Raw genomic sequence first — 22,363 nt, 5'->3', positions numbered from 1 at the left:
CGTTGATAGGTTGGGTGTGTAAGCGCTGTGAGGCGTTGAGCTAACCAATACTAATTGCCCGTGAGGCTTGACCATATAACACCCAAGCAATTTGCTTGCTTCGAGCTGAAAAGCGAAAGAGCACCAGATTGCGGTGTGTGAGACGCAATGAACCGAAAGTTCGCACAAACACACAAACTATCGCATACCCAATTTGCTGAAGCGTCGAAAGACGGTTCGGTACCCGAATTTCTTGACGACCATAGAGCATTGGAACCACCTGATCCCATCCCGAACTCAGAAGTGAAACGATGCATCGCCGATGGTAGTGTGGGGTTTCCCCATGTGAGAGTAGGTCATCGTCAAGATTAAATTCCGAAACCCCTATCTGCGTATGCAGGTAGGGGTTTTGTTTTTGCGCGCAGGAAAGTGCCGTGATGGGCAGAGAGCGCCTGACGGTTGTGCCAGATTCCCGAGGCATTGCATTAGAAGCCTGTTTCGCAACGAAAAAGGGCAATTACCCTCCCGCCGCTTCAAGAGAATGGCACCACTGGCCGATAACTCATTTGGGCGCAGTGAGCTTGATTTCTCGCCATCTCTTTTCGTCGCTTCGTTCTGAGAAAATCGCTTGCTAGATAATGGCTACTCGCTATCATCTGCGCGCCGAAAAAGGCATTGAGTCTGCTCTTGTTTGCGTATTGGCCTTGTGGTTTTTCTTCTTAAATTGCCTGGAAATCTTCGATGCTGTCGTATCACCAAAAGAGCTTTTTGATCGTCGATGATTTTTCGGATTTCCGCAGTTCGGTCAGATCCATGTTGCGGGAGTTGGGTGTCAAGGATGTGGACACTGCCGATACCGGTGAGCAGGCGCTGCGCATGTGTTCGCAGAAGTCCTACCATTTCATCCTGCAGGATTTTCACCTCGGAGATGGCAAGAAGAACGGCCAACAGGTACTCGAAGACCTGATGATCGAAAAGCTGATCAGCCATGAAAGTGTATTCGTCATGGTCACCGCTGAAACCAGCCAGGCAATGGTGCTCAGCGCTCTGGAGCATGAGCCCGATGCTTACCTGACCAAGCCTTTCAACCGCTCTGGCCTGGCTCAGCGCCTGGAGCGACTGGAGCAGCGCAAAACCTTGCTCAAGCCGATCCTTCAAGCTCTTGATCGTGGCAAGCCGGTTGAAGTCCTCAACGCCTGCATTGCCCTGTGCAAGCAAGACATCCGTTACTCGCCACTGTGCCTGCGCTATCGGGCTGATGCCCTGCGCGACCTCAATCAGAATGAGGCGCTGGAGCGCCTCTACGACAGCATCATTGCAGATCGCCCTTTGCCTTGGGCCTTTGCCGGCTTAGGTCAATTGCTGTTCAAGCGGGGTCAGGTTGCGCAAGCTAAAGGCGTCTACGAAAAGGCACTGAAAGTGTTCCCGATGATGCCGGCGCTTTACGACGGGATGGCGGATGTGCTGGTCGCCGAAGGTGATACCAAGGCCGCGCAGGCGGTGTTGGAAGAAGCGATTCGCTTGTCGCCACTGGCGGTGCGCCGACAAGCGCAGTTGGGCAAGTTGGCGATGACCAACGAAGATTTTGACACAGCCTCCAAAGCCTATCGTCAGGCTGTCAGCCAAGGAGCGCAGTCACGTTTCAAGGATGCGGAAAGCAACCTCGGGCTGGCCCATGCCTTGATCAGCAAAGGCAGTGAAAAGGGTCTGGATACGCGAACTCGCCTGGAGATCAATACGACACTGAGCGCTGTGGCCAAGGAAAATCCGTCCGACCCCGGTCTGCAAATTCGTGCGCGGTTAATGAAGGCTACCAGTCTTCTGCTCAACGACGGCGAAACTGCTGAAAAGCTTACTGAACAAGCAATGATGCGCCTTGAAGGCATGGAGCAATTCATGAGCGCGGAAGCTGCACTTCTGGTAGCCAAGCAACTACAGATGCTCGGACAACCCAGCGCAGGCGCCTCCATGTTGAAAAACTGTGCGGAAATCTATGGTGACGATCCAACCGTCATGAAGGGCATCGCCAAGCTGACCGACGATCCGGCTATCCTCAACTCCGGTAACGCTGCTGCCGACCTCAACCGCCAAGGCGTACGCGTGTACAAGACCGGTAATCTGGTCGAGGCCCGGGAAGTGTTCCGCAAAGCCCTGGCGCTACAGCCGAAAAACATCAGTATCGCGTTGAACCTGGCGCAGGCATTGCTGCATGGCACTGATACCAACGTGCCATCTGCCGAGCTCGAAGAATGTCGGACCTGCCTGAAAATGGTTGGTTTGATGCCTGACACCGATACCCGTTATCCGCGTTATAAGAAGCTTAAAAGCAAGGCGTTTGGCGAATGAACGACAACCAGCAGGCGTTGGATTTTTCTACGGTGATTGCTTCCACCGTACATGACATGAAGAACTCGTTGGCGATGCTGATGCAGGCCCATAGCCAATGGTTGGCGAATCTGCCCGACACGGCCCGTCATTCTGCGGAGCAGGGCGTGATCGAGTTCGAGTTCGCTCATCTCAACGGCATGCTGGTGCAGTTGCTCGGACTGTACAAGTTGGGTGTCAATCAAATGCCCCTGCAACCGGCCTACCATGAACTGGATGACTTCATCGAGGCACAATTAGCGTGTCATCAGGACGTGTTCGCCAGTCGTGGTATTGCCGCTTCTTTTGAGGTCGATCCGCTGAGCCCTCTGGGTTTCTTCGATCGAGAGTTGATTGCATCGGTATTGGCCAACAGCATCAACAACGCCATTCGTTATGCCCGGCATGCGCTATTGATCACGGTCAGTGACGAGGCTGGGCAATTGGTACTGACCATCAACGACGACGGCGAAGGTTATCCGACCGAGATGATCGAGCGGCAGGCGGAATACGTGCAGGGCATCAATCAAAGTAGTGGTAGCACGGGCTTGGGTCTTTACTTTGCGGGACGGATCGCGGCCTTGCATCAGCGAAACGGCGTCGGCGGGCATACCAGAATCAGCAACGGCGGCCCGTTGGGGGGAGGCGTGTTCAGTCTTTACTTGCCCTGATCTTGCCGCTTGGGCATACAGCTTTTTGTTCGGCGCTGCTTGATATTCCGAACGCGCGGAGCCTATTTTGTACGGGTCGCCGTTCACGGCTCGCGTAAAAACAAGGATTGCGTCATGACAACGGATGACCTGAGGTCACTCGCGCAACGATTGACGGGTATTGATGAGATTGAATGTGTCACGCCCGATTTGAATGGTGTGCCGCGGGGCAAAGTGATGACCGCCGAGGGATTCCTCGAAGGTCGGCGTTTGCAGATGGCGCGGGGTGTCTTGCTGCAATGCATCATGGGAGGTTATCCACCAGCACGTTTTTACGGAAGCGATGACGGCGACCTCGCGCTGGTTGCTGATCCTGCGCAGATTCACCGTTTGCCGTGGAGCAAGCAACCACGCGCATTTGCCATTTGCGATGCAGTCGAACTGACCGGCACCGGCTCCAATCTTTCGACTCGCGGTCAACTCAAATCAGTGATCGCGCGTTACTCCGCCCTTGGTCTGGCACCCGTTGTGGCAACCGAACTGGAGTTCTTTGTCTTCGCCCCCAATACCGACCCGACTCAGCCTTTCCAGCCGCCGAGGGGGCTGGATGGACGTCGCGAGGACGGTCATTCAGCGTTCAGTGTCAGTTCCAATAACGGTTTGCGACCCTTCTTCAGTGAGGTCTACGAATGCATGGCGGCTTTGGGGCTGCCACGCGATACCTTCATGCATGAAATGGGCGTCAGCCAGTTCGAGATCAATTTGCTGCACGGCGATCCGCTGCTATTGGCCGACCAGACCTTCCTGTTCAAGCATTTGCTGAAAGAAGTGGCGCTCAAACACGGCCTCACGGTTGTCTGCATGGCCAAGCCGTTGGCGCACACGCCAGGCAGTTCGATGCATATTCACCAGAGCATCGTTGATATCGATAGCGGACGTAATGTATTTAGTGGCGAAGACGATCAACCGACGGCGACCTTCCATCATTTCATTGCCGGACTGCAGATCTGCATGGCCGATTTCACTGCGCTGTTTGCACCGAACGTGAACTCGTATCAGCGCTTGTTCCATCCCTTCGCATCCCCGAATAATGCCTGTTGGTCCCATGACAACCGGGCGGCAGGCTTGCGTATTCCGGTCAGTTCGCCGGACGCTCGTCGGGTCGAGAATCGCTTGCCGGGGGCTGATGCCAACCCTTATCTGGCAATTGCCGCAAGCCTGGCGGCGGGACTCTATGGCATTGAACGACAACTGGAACCGAGCGATCCGATCCAGGGCGAATTTGAAGTGCCAGACAATCTTTCGTTACCCTGTACCTTGCATGCAGCTCTGGTGCGTCTGAAACGTAGCCAATTGGCGAAGGAACTGTTCGGCTCGGAGTTCATCGAAGGCTACATTGCTTCGAAGACCCTGGAGCTGACCAGCTTCCATGATGAAATTACTCCCTGGGAAAGGCGTGTTCTAGCGGCCCAGGCCTGACGAAATGTCGACATCGGGCTATCGTTTGGATAGCCCGTTTCTCACTGCAAGGAGCCGCTCGGAACGCCGATGCGCCAAATCTGGAAATCCTTTCGAGCGCTTTATTTCGCCTCGCTGATGATGTTGATCGGTTCAGGCTTGTTGAGTACTTACCTGGCGTTGCGCCTGGCTGCCGACCATGTCGATAGCCTTTGGGTCGGTGCGTTGATGGCCGCCAACTATTTCGGTCTTGTGCTGGGTGGCAAGATCGGCCATCGACTGATCGCCCGGGTTGGTCATATTCGAGCTTATTCGGCCTGTGCCGGGATCGTTGGCGCGGCAGTGCTGGGCCATGGCCTGGTGAACTGGTTGCCTGCCTGGCTTTTCCTGCGGGTGATCGTCGGCCTAGGCATGATGTGCCAATACATGGTCATCGAGAGTTGGCTCAACGAACAGGCCGACACCAAGCAGCGCGGGATGGTGTTCAGCGGCTACATGATTGCTTCGTATCTGGGGTTGGTGCTTGGACAACTGATTCTGGTCATGCACCCAGGACTGGGGCTCGAGCTGCTGATGTTGGTCGCTCTGTGTTTTACCTTGTGCCTGGTGCCGGTGGCCTTGACCCGACGCATTCACCCGGCACCCTTGCATCCGGCACCGATGGAGCCTCGGTTCTTTATCAAGCGGGTGCCGCAGTCGTTGAGTACGGTGTTGGGAGCGGGGCTGATCGTCGGCTCGTTTTATGGCTTGGCACCTCTGTATGCCTCGCAGCAGGGGTTGTCCACCGAACAGGTCGGTCTGTTCATGGGTAGCTGTATTTTTGCCGGGTTGCTGGTGCAGTGGCCTCTGGGGTGGTTGTCCGATCGCTATGACCGGGCGCTGTTGATCCGCAGTTTCGCTTTCAGTCTGGCGCTGGCCGCTTTGCCGCTGGCGATCATGGAGCGGGTGCCGCTGGAGGTGTTGTTTATCGCCGGTTTTCTCTGCTCATTGGTTCAGTTCTGTCTGTATCCGTTGGCCGTGGCATTTTCCAATGACCACATCGAGGGGGATCGTCGGGTATCGCTGACTGCGATGTTACTGGTGACCTACGGGGTTGGTGCCAGCATCGGACCGCTGGTTGCCGGGGTGTTAATGAAGTTGTTCGGCAGCCAGATGCTTTACGCATTCTTCAGCTTTTTTGCGTTGGTCCTGGTGTGGCGAATTCGTCCAAAAGCGGTGACCAACCTGCACCAGGTGGAAGATGCGCCGCTGCACCACGTTGCCATGCCGGACAGTATGTCGAGCTCGCCACTGGTGGCTGCACTCGATCCGCGGGTGGATGAGCAGATGGTGCAGGAACAGATGCAGAACCCGATACCTTCCGAACCGGAGTCTGCATCGGAGCCTGAAGCAGATACGCCTCCGGAGCAGCCGGACACGGGCAGCGAAAAAAGTTTCACCGAGGCCAGGCCATAACATTGAGGCAAAAAAAACGGGCAGTCACCGCAAGGGACTGCCCGCTTTTATTCAGACTTCTGTTTCAGAAGTCATCTTTGTCGAAGCGCCGCGCTTCGCGTTGCAGCTGATAGACGAACCGCTCGACCTGCCGTTGCACCAATCCGCTCATGTTATGGAAGCGCACACCGGCGAAGGTAGTGGAGATCTTTTCTTCAAAGTGCAAGTAACGCAACTCAACCGGGGCCATCATCTTGCCAAAAGGCAGGGCGGCCACGAAGCGGTCATAGACTTGACCCAATTGCAGGCTGCCAGAGATGTCGCCAGAGAAGCGCAGCTTGCAACCGGTAGCCGAGATGTCTAGCAACTTGCCGCTGATCGGTGCCTTGAGTTTCTCGCCATCCAGGTCGACGTCGACCAATTGTGCCAGTTTCAACGCAGCGCGGAACGCATTGCGGCGCTGATGGTAGACCACTTCATCGGGCAGTGCGCCGCGATAGCAACGAGTACCGCCGGATTCGTCGATGGTCAGCGGACCGTTGCTTTCCCAGGCAATACGCACGCCTTCGTGGAAGCCTTCGACCTTGAAGGGTTCGCCGGCCAACAAGTAACGTTCGCCGTCTCGGGGAATCATTTCGTCCAGGGCAATCATCTTGCTTTCACGATCAACGTCCACCAGATAGCTCTGGAAGCGCTGGCTGCGCTCATGAAACGTAATGATCAGCGGGTCATGACTTTCTTGCAGCTGGCGCAGGTTGCTGGAGATTTCCAGAGGCGTGCTAAGCACCTTGGGTGGCTGCGGAGCATCATCCGCATTTAAGGCATTGGACACGGTTAATCAATCTCCAGACAAGTTTTGACTACGGCTAGCCAGCATTTTGCCAGCATGTTTCGCGTCTTGATAGAGCGTGCTCATCGACAAGCTTAAGCCTGACTGAGCGGGCGCGGTTTCACAAGCTTGGAGAATGATCCGCTGGCATCGTAGAGCGCAGGAGGTTCGCCGCCGGTAAGAATTTTCAGCTGGGTAGCCGTAGCGGCTTGCTGTATCAGGATCGACTGGCCGTTGCTGGCATTGGTGGTCTGGCACTGGGCCAGGAGGTTGGTCAGCACGTCGCTCTGCGCCAGCAACTGTTCGCCAATGCTCGAATGGCTGGCCAACTGCTCCAGCCCGCTACGGTTAGTTGGCAAGTTGAGGCTGGCGAGAATTTCGCTGCGCTTGCGGCCATGCTGTTCGAGCAAAATGATCAATGCCTGTTTCTGTGCCAGAACGTTTTCGAGCAGGGGCATGTCGCGACCATGCAGGGCGAGGGACTCGGTCTGCAGTAACTCCAGCAATTGTTGCGCTGGAGCAAAATCGTCGGTGATCAGTTGCAGTAAATTAGTATCGTGCATGGCTGGCCTTGGTTTTTAAGCGTCCAAAAGCCTGGCGCAGGCCGTGGGCCTAGCGCTGGGCTTCGAAGTTGAGCAGTTTGCTGGCTACACGGTTGCTGTCGACTTTGTAGCTGCCATCGGCAATCGCTGCTTTCAACGCGGCCACGCGGGCGTTGTCGACGACAGGCTGATCGCGCAGCGTATCAGTGACCTTTTGCAACTGTTGAGCCTCATTGCTGAGATGTACCGATTCCCCGCTCTTAACGGTGCTGGCCTGTTCGGCCGGGGTATTCAGCGCTGCGGACTTGCCGGCGTCGGCCGTTTCCTTGCTCGCGCTGGTACGTGTACTGCCCGTAAGTGACGAGGAGCTGTTCAAACGGCTGAAATCGATGACCATGATAAAAAACCTCTGGGAATTTGGACGCTTGCCCTGTTTTCGGCCATCCCCTGCAAAACTTTAGGCCCATTTATCCGGGAGCTTGCGCGCGTCGGCGCTTGCCCCGCATGGAGCACAGTTTAGGGAACAGCCTCAGGAAGCGCCATCTTCATGAACAGGGAGCCCTACATGGCTACTTCCACCTGCCCCGGCGCGGTGACCTGAGCTTTGATGACCCGCTGCGAGTTGAGGTTCTTGACCCGGATCTGTTCATTCAAGCCACCGTTGGCCAGCGCTTCGCCTGGCATTCGCACGCTGAGCGTACCACTGCGCGCGGTAATCACCACCTGATCGCCCTTGCGAACGACTTCCGCTTGCTCCATGTGCACCAGGGTAATGACCTGGTCGGCGACCATTGGTCGGGTAAGTTTTTGCCCGATCGCCTGATCCATCGAGGTCAAATAGCCCTGGTTGATCATGCTGATATCGCGCTCACGCAATGTCACGTCTCCAGGCTCGACAATACCGGCGCGGCGCAGGGGGCGGGTGGTGGTCACAACGTCACGAAACAGGCGTACTTGAGCGGGTACGAAGACGGTCCAGGGGGATGCTCCCTCACACCGGACCTTGACCGTTACCCGGCCCAGTGGCTTGGCCGGACTCTCCAGCGAGGCTGTCAATTCCTTGTCGCACATCGGCATGCGCATGCGCGGATCGAGCTGGTTAACCTGGATTTCATAGCGACCTTCCGTTTGACTGGTGGCCAGATAGTCTTCTACGGTGAACTCAAGAAAGCCTTGGGTGACGCCGATAAGCATGTCAGGCAAGGTAACCGGGTCAGCAAGGGCAGGGCTGCCAGCGTTGAACAGGCACACAGTCGCCAGCACGCCGAGTAATCTGCGGTAGGGTGTGGTAAGGCGTCGAAAAAATGTCGGTTCTCTGTTCATAGAGAGATAAAAAGCAAGCGCCGTGCCGTTTAGAGATGAATGTGCGTCGCAACAACACTTAGCGTTGGTGTAGGAGTCTGGGCATGGCTGGTGTAATGGATTCGGTAAACCAGCGCACGCAACTGGTGGGGCAGAATCGCCTTGAGCTGTTGTTGTTCCGTCTTGACGGCCAGCAGCTCTATGGGATCAACGTGTTCAAGGTCCGGGAGGTGCTGCAATGCCCCCAACTGACACTGATGCCCAAGTCCAGTCCTGTCGTGTGCGGCGTGGCGAATATTCGGGGGGCGACCATTCCGATCCTTGATCTGGCGATGGCGACCGGCTCCGGGGGCTTGAAAGACAAGAACAACCCTTTCGTGATCATCACGGAGTACAACACCAAGACCCAGGGGTTCCTGGTGCGCTCGGTGGAACGCATTGTGAACATGAACTGGGAGGAGATTCATCCGCCACCCAAGGGCACTGGCCGCGATCACTACCTGACGGCCGTGACTCGCGTCGACAATCAACTGGTCGAAATCATCGACGTCGAGAAAGTGCTGGCGGAAGTGGCGCCGACACCGGAAGCGATTTCGGTTGGTGTGGTGGATGTCGAAACCCAGCACAAGGCGCTCTCTCTGCGTGTGTTGACAGTCGATGATTCGTCGGTGGCACGCAAACAGGTCACGCGCTGCCTGCAAACGGTTGGCGTCGAAGTGGTGGCGTTGAACGACGGTCGGCAAGCGCTGGATTACCTGCGCAAACTGGTCGACGAGGGCAAGAAGCCGGAGGAAGAGTTCCTGATGATGATTTCCGACATCGAGATGCCGGAGATGGACGGATACACCCTGACGGCGGAAATCCGCAACGACCCTCGCATGCAAAAGCTACATATCATCCTGCATACTTCGTTGTCGGGTGTGTTCAATCAGGCGATGGTCAAGAAAGTCGGTGCCGATGACTTCCTCGCCAAATTCCGTCCTGATGACCTGGCATCCCGGGTAGTCGACCGGATCAAAGCAGCAGACATTAGCTAGGGGCGTTCGGCCCCCGGCAGTCAACACGATTTAAGAGGCGGCAGCATTGTCAACGGGTAATTTGGATTTCGAACAGTTCCGGGTATTCCTGGAAAAAGCCTGTGGCATTTTGCTCGGTGAAAACAAGCAGTATCTGGTATCGAGCCGTCTCAACAAACTGATGGAGCAGCAGGGTATCAAGTCGTTGGGTGAGCTTGTCCAGCGCATGCAGACCCAGCCGCGCAGCGGTTTGCGCGAGCAGGTGGTCGACGCCATGACCACCAACGAAACCCTGTGGTTTCGTGATACCTACCCCTTTGAAGTCTTGAAGAACAAGGTACTGCCCGAAGCGATCAAGGCCAGTCCCGGACAGCGTTTGCGCATCTGGTCGGCGGCATGCTCGTCGGGACAGGAGCCGTATTCGCTGTCGATGTCCATTGATGAGTTCGAGCGGGTCAACATGGGCCAGTTGAGGATGGGGGTGCAAATCGTTGCCACCGATCTTTCCGGCACCATGCTGACCAACTGCAAGACCGGCGAGTACGACAGCCTGGCCATTGGTCGCGGTCTGTCGCCCGAGCGACTGCAGCGATATTTCGACCCGAAAGGGCCGGGGCGCTGGGTCATCAAGGCACCGATCAAGAGTCGGGTGGAGTTTCGTTCGTTCAATCTGCTGGACAGCTACGCCAGCCTGGGCAAGTTCGATATCGTGTTCTGCCGCAACGTCCTGATCTACTTCTCTGCCGAAGTGAAGAAGGACATCCTGTTGCGTATTCACAGCACGTTGAAGCCTGGCGGTTATCTGTTCCTTGGTGCTTCAGAAGCGCTGAACGGATTGCCGGATCATTACCAGATGGTCCAGTGCAGCCCTGGGATCATTTATCAGGCGAAGTGATTTTGTCGGCGTCATAAAAACGGGAGTCCTTATGGGGCTCCCGTTTTTTTGTGTCTGGCGAGTACCGCGCCAGGAGCTGGCAAGTGGTGTACTCGGGATTGGATGCCAGGCGGCAGAAAAGCGGCATCCGGCGGAAACCCGTTGCCGCTTTTCTGGCATTGCCGCCTAGCCTCTGCCCGCAAAGCCCCGGTTTACGGGGTTTTCTGACTTGGCATGACGCTTGCTATGTCCATCGTACGAAAAATCAGGTCACCCGAAGGTTTCCCGACATGAGCATCAGCTTCGATAAAGCGCTCGGTATTCACGAACAGGCACTGGGCTTTCGCGCCCAGCGCGCTGAAGTCCTGGCCAACAACATTGCCAACGCCGACACCCCGAACTACAAGGCCCGGGATCTGGATTTCTCCAAAGTGCTCGCGGCACAGAGCGAGAAAAACCAAAACGGCACCATCGCCTTGAACATGACCAACAGCCGTCATATCGAAGCGCAAGGGCTGGGCAATGGTGACGAATCGCTGATGTACCGCACGCCGATGCAACCGTCGATTGACCAGAACACCGTGGACGCCCAGCTGGAACAGTCGAACTACGCGGAAAACGCGATTGGCTTCCAGGCCAGCTTCACCCTGCTCAACAGTAAATTCAAAGGGCTGGTGTCAGCCCTGCGTGGAGAGTAAGCCATGTCTCTATCCAGTGTTTTCAACATTGCCGGTAGCGGCATGAGTGCGCAGACCACTCGCTTGAACACCGTCGCTTCGAACATTGCCAACGCCGAAACCGTCTCGTCGAGCATCGACCAGACCTACCGCGCGCGTCACCCGGTATTCGCCACCATGTTCCAGGGCGGTCAGAGCGGCGGCAGCGATTCGTTGTTCCAGAACCAGGACGCTGCCGGTCAAGGCGTGCAGGTCATGGGCGTGGTCGAAGACCAGAGCAACCTCGAGGCGCGCTACGAGCCGAACCATCCGGCCGCCGACGCCAAGGGCTACGTCTATTACCCGAACGTCAACGTGGTGGAAGAGATGGCGGACATGATTTCCGCGAGCCGCTCGTTCCAGACCAACGCCGAAATGATGAACACGGCCAAAACCATGATGCAGAAAGTCCTGACCCTCGGTCAGTGATAAGGGGCGATTCAGATGAGTGTTAGCGATACCACCAGCAGTTTGAGCCTCAACGATATCCTGGCCAACTCCTCCATCAAGACCAACACCACGACGAATGGTCTGGCGTCAGCAACCAGCAGTGCTACGGGCAACCAAGCCTTGGGCAAGGACGCGTTCCTGCAATTGCTGGTCACGCAGCTGAAAAACCAGAACCCGCTGGAGCCGCAGGACAACGGCGCGTTCGTGGCCCAGTTGGCCCAGTTCAGCAGCCTGGAGGGGATCACCACGCTCAACACCACCGTGAGCGGTCTTGCCAGCAACTACAACTCGTCGCAAGCCCTGCAGGCTTCCTCGCTGGTGGGGCGTTCGGTCATCGCGCCGAGCGACAAGGCTGTGGTCGACACCACCAAGAGTCTCAGCGGTACGGTCGTCGTTCCGTCTTCGGTCGCGGACGTCAGCCTGAAAATTACCAATGCCGACGGCAAGACCGTACGCACCATCGACATGGGGTCTCAGAGCGCGGGCAATGCCAGCTTCATCTGGGACGGCAAGGACGATTCCGGTGTAACGGTTCCTGCGGGCACTTATAGCTTCGGGGCTGCGAGCACGATCGACGGTCAGTCCGTATCGCTTGTCACCAATCTGCCCGCCACGGTCAACAGTGTGACCATCAGCCAAACCGGCGGTGAGTTGATGCTCAATCTGGCCGGGCTGGGCAGCGTCGCCCTGTCCAAAGTACAAACCATTGGTATGTAAAGCCGACTAACCCGGCACAAAGGAGTGGATTATGTCTTTCAACATCGGCCTTAGCGGTCTCTTTGCAGCCAACAAACAACTGGACGTAACGGGCAATAACATCGCCAACGTCGCGACCACCGGTTTCAAATCGTCCCGTGCAGAATTCGAAGACGTGTACTCTGCGACTCGCCTGGGTACTGGCAGCAAGACCGTCGGCAACGGCGTACGTCTGGCCAACGTCTCTCAGCAGTTCAGCCAGGGTGATGTGAACAACACCGGTAACGTGCTCGACATGGGGATCCAGGGCAACGGCTTTTTCGTCCTGAGCAACAATGGTTCGCTGACGTACACCCGTGCCGGTACGTTCAAGACCGACAAGGACGGCTACGTCACCAACAGCGACGGCACTGCACGCCTGCAAGGTTACGGCGTCGACTCCAATGGCAAGATCGTCAATGGTGTATTGACCGACCTGCGAATCGATACATCCAACCTGGCACCAAAATCCACCAGCAGCGTTTCATCGACCATCAACCTGAACTCGACGTCGCCGGTAATCGACCAGACAGTCGCGGCGAACGCTTTCGATCCGTCCAAGACCGCGACGTTCACCAAGTCGTTCAGTACCCCGATTTACGATACTCAGGGCAACCAGCACACCATGGATCAATACATGGTCAAGACTGGGGCGAACACTTGGGATACCTATACCCTGATCGATGGTCGCAACCCGGACGGCAGTGACCCTACTGCTGCCGCGACGCCTCCGGTAGCATCGACGATGACGTTCGATAGCAGCGGAAAGCTGGTATCGGTCAGTACACCTCCTGGTCCGGTCATCAGCAGTGACCTGAAGATCAGCAACTGGACGCCGGGTACCGTGACCAATGGCGTGTGGGCAGCCAATGGGGCTTCTGCCGATCCGGCAGGTGTGACCATCGCCATGGCCAACACCACTCAGTTCAACGCTGACACCGCACGTTCGATTCCGTCGCAGAACGGTTACGCCACCGGCCAGATCACCAACCTGACCATCGACGGCAGTGGTGTGTTGCTGGCCAACTTCAGTAACAACCAAACAAAGCCCATCGGCCAGATTTCGCTGGCCAGCTTCACCAACGAACAAGGCCTGCAGCCCGTTGGCGGTACCAGTTGGAAAGAGACCTACGCGTCGGGTATTCCAGGCTACGATGCACCGCAGACCGGTACTCTGGGCTCGCTGGTTTCCAACTCTCTGGAAGAGTCCAACGTCAATCTGACCAACGAGCTGGTTGACCTGATCAAGGCGCAGAGCAACTACCAGGCGAACGCCAAGACTATCTCCACCCAAAGCACCATCATGCAGACCATCATTCAGATGACCTGATACTGGATAGCGCTGCATAAAAAGCCCCTCGTCAGAGGGGCTTTTTTGTGGAAGCTGAATTGGTCGACCCTGTAGGAGCGAGCGTGCTCGCGATGGACGTTAACGATCACGCGTTCCTGCTGATTAACCGTGTTGCTTTCGAGTACATCACGAGCAAGTTCGCTCCTGCGAGAAGCAAAAGAAAACCCCCGATCGGCCAGAGGCCCACCGGGGGTTTCAGACAAGCACCTTACGACGCTTGCAGGTTCAGCTTATTGGCAAGCTTCGCAATCCGGCTCGTCAATGGCGCAGGCCTTCGGCACGGGCGCTGGACCTGCTGGCGCAGCCAGGACCGAGTCGTCGCCGTGGTTGCCGCCACTGGAAACAGCGTTCAGCTTGCCGGTGTTGATGGTCGACTTTTCGGTGCTGGTCGCGGCCAGGGCGCGGAGGTAGTAAGTGGTTTTCAGACCACGGTACCAGGCCATGCGGTAGGTCACATCCAGCTTCTTGCCTGAAGCGCCGGCGATATACAGGTTCAGGGACTGTGCCTGGTCGATCCACTTCTGACGACGGCTTGCCGCGTCAACGATCCACTTGGTGTCCACTTCGAAGGCCGTCGCGTAGAGCTCTTTGAGTTCTTGCGGGATGCGTTCGATTTGCTGCACGGAACCGTCGTAGTACTTCAGGTCGTTGATCATGACCGAGTCCCACAGACCGCGAGCCTTCAGGTCGCGAACCAGGTACGGGTTGATCACGGTGAATTCGCCCGACAGGTTCGATTTCACATAGAGGTTCTGGTAGGTCGGTTCGATCGACTGCGATACGCCAGTGATGTTGGCGATGGTTGCGGTCGGTGCGATGGCCATGATGTTGGAGTTACGAATACCTTTTTGAACGCGGGCGCGCACTGGGGCCCAGTCCAGGGTTTCGTTCAGGTCAACGTCGATGTACTTCTGGCCGCGTTGCTCGATCAGGATCTGTTGCGAATCCAGCGGCAGGATGCCCTTGGACCACAGCGAACCCTGGAAGGTCTCGTAGGCGCCGCGCTCGTCGGCCAGGTCGCAGGAAGCCTGGATCGCGTAGTAGCTGACCGCTTCCATCGACTTGTCGGCGAACTCGACGGCAGCGTCGGAACCGTAAGGGATGTGCTGCAGGTACAGCGCGTCCTGGAAGCCCATGATGCCCAGGCCGACCGGACGGTGCTTGAAGTTGGAGTTCTTCGCTTGTGGCACCGAGTAGTAGTTGATGTCGATCACGTTATCGAGCATGCGTACGGCAGTGTTCACAGTGCGTTGCAGCTTGGCGGTGTCCAGCTTGCCGTTGACGATGTGGTTCGGCAGGTTGATCGAGCCCAGGTTGCAAACGGCGATTTCGTCCTTGTTGGTGTTCAAGGTGATTTCGGTGCACAGGTTCGAGCTGTGGACCACGCCGACGTGCTGCTGCGGGCTGCGCAGGTTGCACGGATCCTTGAAGGTCAGCCATGGGTGGCCGGTTTCAAACAGCATGGACAGCATTTTGCGCCACAGGTCTTTGGCCTGGATGGTCTTGAACAGTTTGACCTTGCCAGGGTATTCGGTCAGGGCTTCGTAGTACTCGTAGCGCTCTTCGAAGGCCTTGCCGGTCAGGTCGTGCAGATCCGGAACTTCAGACGGCGAGAACAGGGTCCATTTACCGTCATCGAAGACACGCTTCATGAACAGGTCAGGAATCCAGTTGGCGGTGTTCATGTCGTGGGTACGACGACGATCGTCACCGGTGTTCTTGCGCAGCTCGATGAACTCCTCGATGTCCATGTGCCAGGTTTCCAGGTACGCACAGACAGCGCCTTTGCGCTTGCCACCCTGGTTAACGGCGACGGCGGTGTCGTTCACGACTTTCAGGAACGGTACAACGCCCTGGGATTTGCCGTTGGTGCCCTTGATGTAAGAGCCCAATGCACGAACAGGTGTCCAGTCGTTGCCCAGGCCGCCGGCGAATTTCGACAGCATGGCGTTGTCGTGGATCGCGTGGTAGATGCCCGACAGGTCATCCGGCACGGTGGTCAGGTAGCAGCTCGACAGCTGCGGACGCAGGGTGCCGGCGTTGAACAGCGTTGGAGTCGAGGACATGTAGTCGAAGGACGACAACAGGTTGTAGAACTCGATCGCGCGGTCTTCCTTTTGCTTCTCTTCGATCGCCAGGCCCATGGCCACACGCATGAAGAAAATCTGCGGCAGTTCAAAGCGCACGCCATCCTTGTGGATGAAGTAACGGTCGTACAGGGTTTGCAGGCCCAGGTAGGTGAACTGCTGGTCGCGCTCGTGGTTGATCGCCTTGCCCAGTTTTTCCAGGTCGAAGTCGGCCAGAACCGGGTTCAGCAATTCGAATTCGATACCCTTGGCGATGTAGGCAGGCAGGGCCTTGGCGTACAGGTCGACCATTTCGTGGTGAGTGGCGCTTTCGGCGACGCCGAGGAAGCCCAGGCCTTCGGCACGCAGGGTGTCCATCAGCAGGCGGGCAGTGACGAACGAGTAGTTCGGCTCACGTTCGACCAGCGTACGGGCAGTCATCACCAGGGCGGTGTTGACGTCGGTCAGGGCCACGCCGTCGTACAGGTTTTTCAGGGTTTCGCGCTGGATCAGGTCGCCGTCGACTTCTTCCAGGCCTTCGCACGCTTCGGTGACGATGGTGTTCAGGCGGCCCATGTCGAGCGGCGCCAGGCTGCCGTCGGCACGGGTGATGCGGATCGAAGGGTGAGCGTTGACCGCTTCTTCGGCCGGGGCACGTACGGCGCGTTCCTTGGAGCGGGCATCACGATAGATCACGTAGTCGCGAGCGACCTTCTGCTCGCCGGCGCGCATCAGGGCCAGTTCGACCTGGTCCTGGATTTCTTCGATGTGGATGGTGCCGCCCGATGGCATGCGACGCTTGAAGGTTGCGGTGACCTGTTCGGTCAGGCGGGCAACGGTGTCGTGGATTCGCGACGAAGCGGCAGCGGTGCCGCCCTCAACTGCGAGAAACGCTTTGGTGATGGCGACGGTGATTTTGTCATCGGTGTAAGGAACGACAGTGCCGTTACGCTTGATCACGCGAAGCTGGCCCGGCGCGGTGGCGGACAGATCCGAATTCGAATCAGCGGCCTGCGGCAAGGTGCCCTGCGGGTTCTCGCGAGTTGTGTCGGTTTGCATGGGTGTCTCCACGTTCTCTATGTTTGTTTGGGCACCATCACGGTGCCCACCGTTCCGTCCTGAAGCACTACAACCGGCGAATGCCGGGCATAACAACTTCGGGACAGTAGGAAGGGTGCTATTTGGGCGCCGCTTCCATGCCGAAGTCTTTGGCCGCACGCCTTGGGCGAGAGGCCGGGGTCCTTTGAGGTGACAGTTGGGGACTGCAACACCCGTACCGTTTTCACCCTTATGGGCCGAAATACAGTAACCATCCGCACGCGCGGTTTGGGCTTTCGAAATTACGTTTGGTTCAACCGGACGGTGGCAAGAAAAGCGCTTGAAATTGGTGTCCGGTTTGTGTTTGGTTTTTTGCGCAAAACCCTACATCTAGGGTTTTTTTGGCGCCGGGGTACAAGATAATGCGTTTTAGGGGGGGATTGCAACGTACTACCTGTGGATAAACCTGTGCGTAAATTGTGTGTGAAAGAGCGAATCGGCGTGTAGGCCGCAATGCTGCTGGACCGAACCTTTTTTCATCAATTTTCAGTGATCGAAAACGGCCGGGTGGATTTTTAAGGGCGCGAACCCTATCACAAAAAACCGACTTGTCCGAACGCATTTGCCGGCTTGTGTTCTGCGCGAGCGACGTTTATACAATCGGCCAGCATGTAGACAATTTATCCTCCCCAATCATTACAAAAAGACGGGAGGACCCTTCCTTATTAGAGTTCTTGGCAAATAGAGGTCCCCCGTGGAGCAAGAAGCCTGGCAGGTATTGATTGTCGAGGACGACCAGCGTCTGGCCGAACTGACCCGCGATTACCTGGAAGCCAATGGCCTGCGCGTGTCCATCGAGGGCGATGGCGCCCTGGCCGCAGCCCGAATCATCAAGGAAAAACCGGACCTGGTGATCCTTGACCTGATGCTGCCCGGTGAAGATGGCCTGAGCATTTGCCGCAAGGTCCGCGACCGTTATGACGGCCCGATCCTCATGCTCACCGCCCGTACCGACGACACTGACCAGATTCTCGGCCTCGACCTGGGCGCCGATGACTATGTGTGCAAACCGGTGCGTCCGCGTTTGCTGCTGGCACGCATCCAGGCGTTATTGCGGCGCAGCGAGGCGCCGGAAGCAGCGCCGGAAAAACAACGTCGCCTGCAATTTGGCCCACTGGTCGTGGATAACGCATTGCGCGAAGCCTGGCTCAACGATACGGGCATCGAATTGACCAGCGCCGAATTTGACCTGCTCTGGCTGTTGGTGGCCAACGCCGGGCGCATTCTATCCCGGGAAGAGATCTTCACCGCCTTGCGTGGCATCGGCTATGACGGCCAGGACCGCTCCATCGACGTACGCATTTCGCGCATTCGCCCGAAAATCGGCGATGACCCGGATCACCCGCGGCTGATCAAGACAGTACGCAGCAAAGGCTATCTGTTCGTCCCAGAGGCCTGCGTAGACTCGTCCCTGTGAACTCGATCTTCCTGCGTATCTACGGCGGCATGTGCGCCGCGCTGATCCTGGTGGCGGTGCTCGGGGTGCTGGCGTTGCACATGCTCAACCAGGTACGCAGCGAGCAGTACCGCGAGCGCCTGGCCCATGGCACGTTTTCGCTGATGGCCGACAACCTGCAACCGATGAACGAGACCGAACGCCATCGTGCCTTGCTGGTGTGGGAGCGGTTGCTGGGAATTCCGCTGGCGCTGAAAACCTTCAGTCAGACCGACCTTGACCTGACCCAACGCACCCGCGTGCTGCATGGTCAGGCGCTGGTGGAGCAGACCGGCCCGCATGCGGCCAAGGTGTACCGACTGGTCAGCGACAAGGAACAACTGGTGCTCACAGGGGAAGTCCAGCAAATCAGCGAGCAACTGGCCCGGGCGACGATTTACCTGTTGACCGACGAGTTGGTGCGCGTACCAGTGGCCGAGCAACCCGAGCGCTTGGCGCAACTGAAGCAGGACAAGGGCTTTGGTTTCGATTTGCGTCTGGTCACGGTCGATGAGGCGGACATGGACGAGGACCAGAGTCGACGCATTTCCGAAGGCGACACGGTGATGGCGCTGGGCAAGGAGGGCGATTCGATCCGTGTGTTTGCGGGGATGGTCGGCACGCCGTGGGTACTGGAAATCGGCCCTTTGTATCAGATGAATCCTTATCCGCCGGAGTGGCTGGTGCTGATTGCCGCGCTGGGCCTGACCCTGATCGGTTTGATCGTTTACCTGCTGGTTCGCCAACTGGAGCGCCGCTTGCGCGGTCTTGAAGCAGCAGCCACGCGCATCGCCAAGGGCAGTCTGGAAACCCGCGTGCCGGCGCGCGGTGCTGACTCGGTAGGGCGTCTGGCGTCGGCGTTCAATGGTATGGCCGAGCACTTGCAACAGTTACTGGCGATCCAGCGTGAGCTGGTGCGCGCCGTTTCCCACGAATTGCGGACACCGGTGGCGCGCCTGCGTTTCGGCCTGGAGATGATCGGTTCGGCCACCACGCCGCAAGCGCTGGAAAAATACTGTGAAGGCATGGATCACGACATCGAGGATCTCGACCGACTGGTTGACGAAATGCTCACTTACGCACGGCTGGAGCAGGGCTCGCCGGCGCTGAACTTCCAGCGCATCGACCTGGATGCGCTGGTCAATCAGGTCATCGAGGAGCTGGCGCCGTTGCGTGCCGATGTCACGGTGCAGCGCGGGTTGTGCCTGTCGGCGGCCGATTGCGACGACGCCTGGGTCGAGGCCGAGCCGCGCTACCTGCATCGGGCACTGCAGAATCTGGTCAGCAATGCCATGCGTCATGCGCAATCACGGGTGACCATCAGTTATCAGGTTGGCCAGCAACGCTGTCGTGTCGATGTCGAGGATGACGGACCGGGCGTGCCGGAAATCGCCTGGGAGAAAATCTTTACCCCGTTCCTGCGTCTGGATGACAGCCGTACCCGCGCATCGGGTGGACATGGCTTGGGGCTGTCCATCGTGCGGCGCATTATTCATTGGCACGATGGCCGGGCGTTGATCGGCAAAAGCAAGAGCCTGGGGGGCGCGTGTTTCAGTTTGAGTTGGCCGCGCAATCAGGAGAAGCGATGAGATGAGCGCTGGATACGGGCCGCCATCGCCGGCAAGTCGTCCAAAACAGAAGTGAATGCGCCGCTAACTTGCGGGCGCCAGCTTGCCGACGATGGTGCCCTCAGGCCCGGATACTCACCAGACTCAACAACTGCCCGTCCCTGACCCCGAACTGCGCATCAAGCTCGGTGCCATTGCGCCACTCGGCGGACAGGTTCGTCAGTAATCGCAGCCGCACGTCTCCACGCTCGGTCCACTCCAGTACTTCGGCGTGTTCAAAGTAGAAGCGCTGCTGAACGATCGGATAGAGCGCCTTGAACAGGCTCTCTTTCACCGAAAACGTCAGGGTCACCCATAACGCCAGTTGATCGTGACGGCCGGCCGCCATGCGCTGCAGTTCCGGCGGGGTGAGGATCTCTGCGGCCAGACGCTCGGCCCGTTCGGCGTTGAGCAGGTTTTCCAGGTCCATCCCCAGGCCGCGCCAATGGCTTTTCTTCGCGACGATAGCGGCGGCGCGGCCCGTGCTGTGGGTGATCGAGCCGCAAATGTGTGCCGGCCAGACTGGGGCCCGGTCTTCACCGATGGCCGGGCTGAGGTTCAGACCTCCCAGTTGCTGCAGCGCGGCACGGGCGCAGACACGACCGGCGAGAAACTCGGCCTGGCGCTTGGCAACCGAGCGCTGGATGGTCGCCGGCACTTCAATGGCGCTGCGCTGGAAATCATCGCTGAGCAGTTGTGAGGTATTGAAGTGCGTGCTCAGCAGCACGGTGTCGGGCAGCACATACGGCAGCGGCCAATGAGCATCGAGTGGGGAGCAGAAAGCGGGCAGGGCGGGGACGGAGTTCATGTCGGGCATTTTGCCGGGTTGGATTGACGCTGGGTAGTAGTTAAGGGCTTTGTGGCGAGGGAGCAAGCTTCCTCGCCACAGGCATGTTCGGCTCCCGACGTTGGGTGTGTCAGCTAAATATCTTTTTGAAAAACGCCTGCATGTCCGCCCAGGACTTTTCATCCGCCGCCTTGTTGTAACCGATGTCCGGCCCGCCATGATCGCCGTGGCTCAAGCGATCGGCATCAGGGTTACTGAAACCGTGCTTGGCACCGTCTAGGCTGACGAACGTGTAGTCAGCCCCGGCCTTGTCCATTTCGGATTTGAACGCAGTGACATTTTCGGAGGTGATCATGCTGTCCTTGGCGCCGTGTTCGACGAGAATTTTTGCTTTCACACTGCCCGGCGTAGCAGGAGTGTTGGTCGCCAGTGCACCGTGAAAACTGACGACACCCGCCAATGGCACACCCTGACGCGCGGCATTGAGTACCACGCCGCCGCCGAAGCAGTAGCCGATGGCGGCCATTTTATCAGGGTTGGTTTGCGGCTGTTTCTTCAGCAGATCGAGCCCCGCCTGGAACCGCGCACTGGCCGCTGCACTGTCCTTCAATACCGCTTGCATGAATGCCATCGCGTCGTTGGGGTGTTCGGTGTTCTTTCCATCGCCATACATATCAATGGCCAGGGCGCTGTAGCCCAGGCCGGCCAGATCCCGGGCCCGGCGTTTGGCGTAGTCGTTCAGCCCCCAGAACTCATGCACTACCACGACACCAGGGCGCGGACCCTTGATTGCATCGTCGTAAGCGTAATAGCCGATCAGTTTCGTGCCGTCGGCACTCTGATAAGGAATTTCCTGAGTCTTGATGGCGGCCTGGCTGAGCCCGCTCAGGGTCAGCAAGGCGAGAGCAAGGAACATACGCATGGTCGAATCTCCTGTTGAAGCTCATCGTAATACTCGGGGCGAGTTGGTTCAGCTTAGGTTAAGCCCGCGTTCAGGGTGAGTTCAGGGCGGCGTGAGTAGTCTTGCCCCGTAGCCAACAAACAAGTAGCTCACATGGAGTTCTACCATGAATGGATTCAAAAACTTGCTTCTGGCATTCACCGTTTTGAGCGCAAGCTCGGCAGCGTTTGCATCCGACGATACTTTCGGCAGCCTTACCTTTGGGCAGACCAGTGACAAGATCAAAAAGTCCCACGCCCTGAACGACAACCTTAACCATCCAAACGCCGACGGCGTGATTGGCAAGGACAACACCTGGGGTGTGCGCCTGGGGCAGCAAAACAGCCAGGGCCGCTATTACGCCACTTACGACAACGTGTCGGGCTCGCACAATGGCATTAAACTTCGTCAGGAAAATCTCCTGGGCAGTTACGATCTGTTCTACCCGGTGGGTGGCGATACCAGGCTGTTCGGCGGCGCCTCCGCCGGACTGACCAAGATGACCCAGGAATCGCCAGGCTTCAGTCGCGATCGCAACATCGGTTATGCGCTGGGTGGACAGGCGGGAGTTTTACAGCAGATTTCGCGAAATACGTCCGTTGAACTGGGGTACCGTTATCTGCGCAGCAATGCCAGCACCGAGATGAGCGAGCGCGGTGGTAGCAAACAGGGTTCGCTAAGCCTGACCAGTAGCGCCCAGACATACGTTTCCGCCAACTACGCGTTCTGA

General features: G+C 57.6%; 20 protein-coding genes and 2 rRNA genes. 15 read left to right on the top strand and 7 right to left on the bottom strand.

The genetic code is table 11. The features are described from left to right. The 6 genes from ACVWYU_RS27715 to ACVWYU_RS27690 form a co-directional block, all read left to right on the top strand. Positions 1–75 (top strand): 23S ribosomal RNA (locus ACVWYU_RS27715); the annotation flags it as partial. A 156-nt stretch (positions 76–231) separates the two neighbouring features. Further along, a 5S ribosomal RNA gene (rrf, locus tag ACVWYU_RS27710) occupies positions 232–347 on the top strand. Between the two features lie 373 nt (positions 348–720). After that, positions 721–2,325 carry a tetratricopeptide repeat-containing response regulator gene (locus ACVWYU_RS27705; RefSeq protein WP_090324564.1) on the top strand — a complete coding sequence of 535 codons (1,605 nt, stop codon included), beginning with the start codon at positions 721–723 and terminating at the stop codon, positions 2,323–2,325. Next, positions 2,322–3,014, top strand: coding sequence for a sensor histidine kinase (locus ACVWYU_RS27700; RefSeq protein WP_457374189.1), 693 nt, complete (start codon positions 2,322–2,324; stop codon positions 3,012–3,014). Before ACVWYU_RS27705 ends, ACVWYU_RS27700 begins: the two co-directional genes overlap by 4 nt. Positions 3,015–3,230: 216 nt before the next feature. Then, positions 3,231–4,472: a glutamine synthetase family protein gene (locus ACVWYU_RS27695; protein WP_457374190.1), complete on the top strand. Its 1,242-nt coding sequence runs from the start codon at positions 3,231–3,233 to the stop codon at positions 4,470–4,472. Positions 4,473–4,541: 69 nt separating this feature from the next. Then, a complete protein-coding gene (locus ACVWYU_RS27690; RefSeq protein ID WP_090324559.1) occupies positions 4,542–5,906 on the top strand; it encodes an MFS transporter in 1,365 nt (454 codons plus the stop codon). A gap of 64 nt (positions 5,907–5,970) precedes the next feature. Here ACVWYU_RS27690 and ACVWYU_RS27685 read toward each other — a convergent pair whose 3' ends face one another. From ACVWYU_RS27685 to flgA, 4 genes are all read right to left on the bottom strand, one after another. Further along, positions 5,971–6,717 (bottom strand): flagellar brake protein, encoded by a 747-nt coding sequence (locus ACVWYU_RS27685; RefSeq protein WP_090324558.1) that lies wholly within the window; start codon positions 6,715–6,717, stop codon positions 5,971–5,973. Between the two features lie 92 nt (positions 6,718–6,809). Beyond that, the gene (locus ACVWYU_RS27680) at positions 6,810–7,277 is read right to left on the bottom strand and encodes a flagella synthesis protein FlgN (protein WP_457374188.1); all 468 of its coding nucleotides are present in this window, start codon (positions 7,275–7,277) and stop codon (positions 6,810–6,812) included. Between the two features lie 49 nt (positions 7,278–7,326). Next, positions 7,327–7,653, bottom strand: coding sequence for a flagellar biosynthesis anti-sigma factor FlgM (flgM, locus tag ACVWYU_RS27675; protein ID WP_247257879.1), 327 nt, complete (start codon positions 7,651–7,653; stop codon positions 7,327–7,329). A gap of 164 nt (positions 7,654–7,817) precedes the next feature. Next, on the bottom strand, positions 7,818–8,579 hold the full coding sequence (gene flgA, locus ACVWYU_RS27670) for a flagellar basal body P-ring formation chaperone FlgA (protein WP_247257880.1): 762 nt from the start codon (positions 8,577–8,579) through the stop codon (positions 7,818–7,820). Between the two features lie 83 nt (positions 8,580–8,662). On the opposite strand from flgA, the gene ACVWYU_RS27665 reads away from it, so the two are divergent. The 6 genes from ACVWYU_RS27665 (at position 8,663) to flgE (ending at position 13,679) form a co-directional block, all read left to right on the top strand. Then, positions 8,663–9,595 (top strand): chemotaxis protein CheV, encoded by a 933-nt coding sequence (locus tag ACVWYU_RS27665; RefSeq protein WP_090324552.1) that lies wholly within the window; start codon positions 8,663–8,665, stop codon positions 9,593–9,595. Between the two features lie 46 nt (positions 9,596–9,641). Beyond that, complete coding sequence (cheR, locus tag ACVWYU_RS27660) at positions 9,642–10,469, top strand: protein-glutamate O-methyltransferase CheR (protein ID WP_457374187.1); 828 nt, start codon at positions 9,642–9,644, stop codon at positions 10,467–10,469. A gap of 269 nt (positions 10,470–10,738) precedes the next feature. Further along, on the top strand, positions 10,739–11,146 hold the full coding sequence (gene flgB, locus ACVWYU_RS27655) for a flagellar basal body rod protein FlgB (RefSeq protein WP_090324548.1): 408 nt from the start codon (positions 10,739–10,741) through the stop codon (positions 11,144–11,146). 3 nt (positions 11,147–11,149) lie between these two features. Then, entirely contained in the window at positions 11,150–11,593 is a 444-nt protein-coding gene (gene flgC / locus ACVWYU_RS27650) for a flagellar basal body rod protein FlgC (RefSeq protein WP_034146132.1), read from the top strand. A gap of 15 nt (positions 11,594–11,608) precedes the next feature. Further along, entirely contained in the window at positions 11,609–12,331 is a 723-nt protein-coding gene (flgD, locus tag ACVWYU_RS27645) for a flagellar hook assembly protein FlgD (RefSeq protein ID WP_390957081.1), read from the top strand. Between the two features lie 31 nt (positions 12,332–12,362). Beyond that, positions 12,363–13,679, top strand: a complete 1,317-nt coding sequence (gene flgE / locus ACVWYU_RS27640) for a flagellar hook protein FlgE (protein WP_390957080.1) — start codon at positions 12,363–12,365, stop codon at positions 13,677–13,679. A 251-nt stretch (positions 13,680–13,930) separates the two neighbouring features. On the opposite strand, the gene ACVWYU_RS27635 is transcribed toward flgE, so the two are convergent. Then, the gene (locus ACVWYU_RS27635; protein WP_090324544.1) at positions 13,931–16,825 is read right to left on the bottom strand and encodes a ribonucleoside-diphosphate reductase subunit alpha; all 2,895 of its coding nucleotides are present in this window, start codon (positions 16,823–16,825) and stop codon (positions 13,931–13,933) included. A gap of 733 nt (positions 16,826–17,558) precedes the next feature. On the opposite strand from ACVWYU_RS27635, the gene ACVWYU_RS27630 reads away from it, so the two are divergent. After that, on the top strand, positions 17,559–18,281 hold the full coding sequence (locus ACVWYU_RS27630) for a response regulator (RefSeq protein WP_090324542.1): 723 nt from the start codon (positions 17,559–17,561) through the stop codon (positions 18,279–18,281). Beyond that, a complete protein-coding gene (locus tag ACVWYU_RS27625) occupies positions 18,278–19,888 on the top strand; it encodes an ATP-binding protein (RefSeq protein WP_247257885.1) in 1,611 nt (536 codons plus the stop codon). Before ACVWYU_RS27630 ends, ACVWYU_RS27625 begins: the two co-directional genes overlap by 4 nt. A gap of 100 nt (positions 19,889–19,988) precedes the next feature. Here ACVWYU_RS27625 and ACVWYU_RS27620 read toward each other — a convergent pair whose 3' ends face one another. Next, positions 19,989–20,714 (bottom strand): 4'-phosphopantetheinyl transferase family protein, encoded by a 726-nt coding sequence (locus tag ACVWYU_RS27620; protein WP_457374186.1) that lies wholly within the window; start codon positions 20,712–20,714, stop codon positions 19,989–19,991. A 109-nt stretch (positions 20,715–20,823) separates the two neighbouring features. Then, positions 20,824–21,615 (bottom strand): dienelactone hydrolase family protein, encoded by a 792-nt coding sequence (locus tag ACVWYU_RS27615; protein WP_090324537.1) that lies wholly within the window; start codon positions 21,613–21,615, stop codon positions 20,824–20,826. Between the two features lie 145 nt (positions 21,616–21,760). Here ACVWYU_RS27615 and ACVWYU_RS27610 point away from each other — a divergent pair, with 145 nt between their 5' ends. Beyond that, positions 21,761–22,363, top strand: coding sequence for a hypothetical protein (locus ACVWYU_RS27610; protein WP_247257887.1), 603 nt, complete (start codon positions 21,761–21,763; stop codon positions 22,361–22,363).

The sequence above is a fragment of the Pseudomonas sp. TE12234 genome (assembly GCF_054061835.1).
Note: the sequence above shows the minus strand (reverse complement) of the source record. Positions and strands in the feature narration are given on the sequence as shown.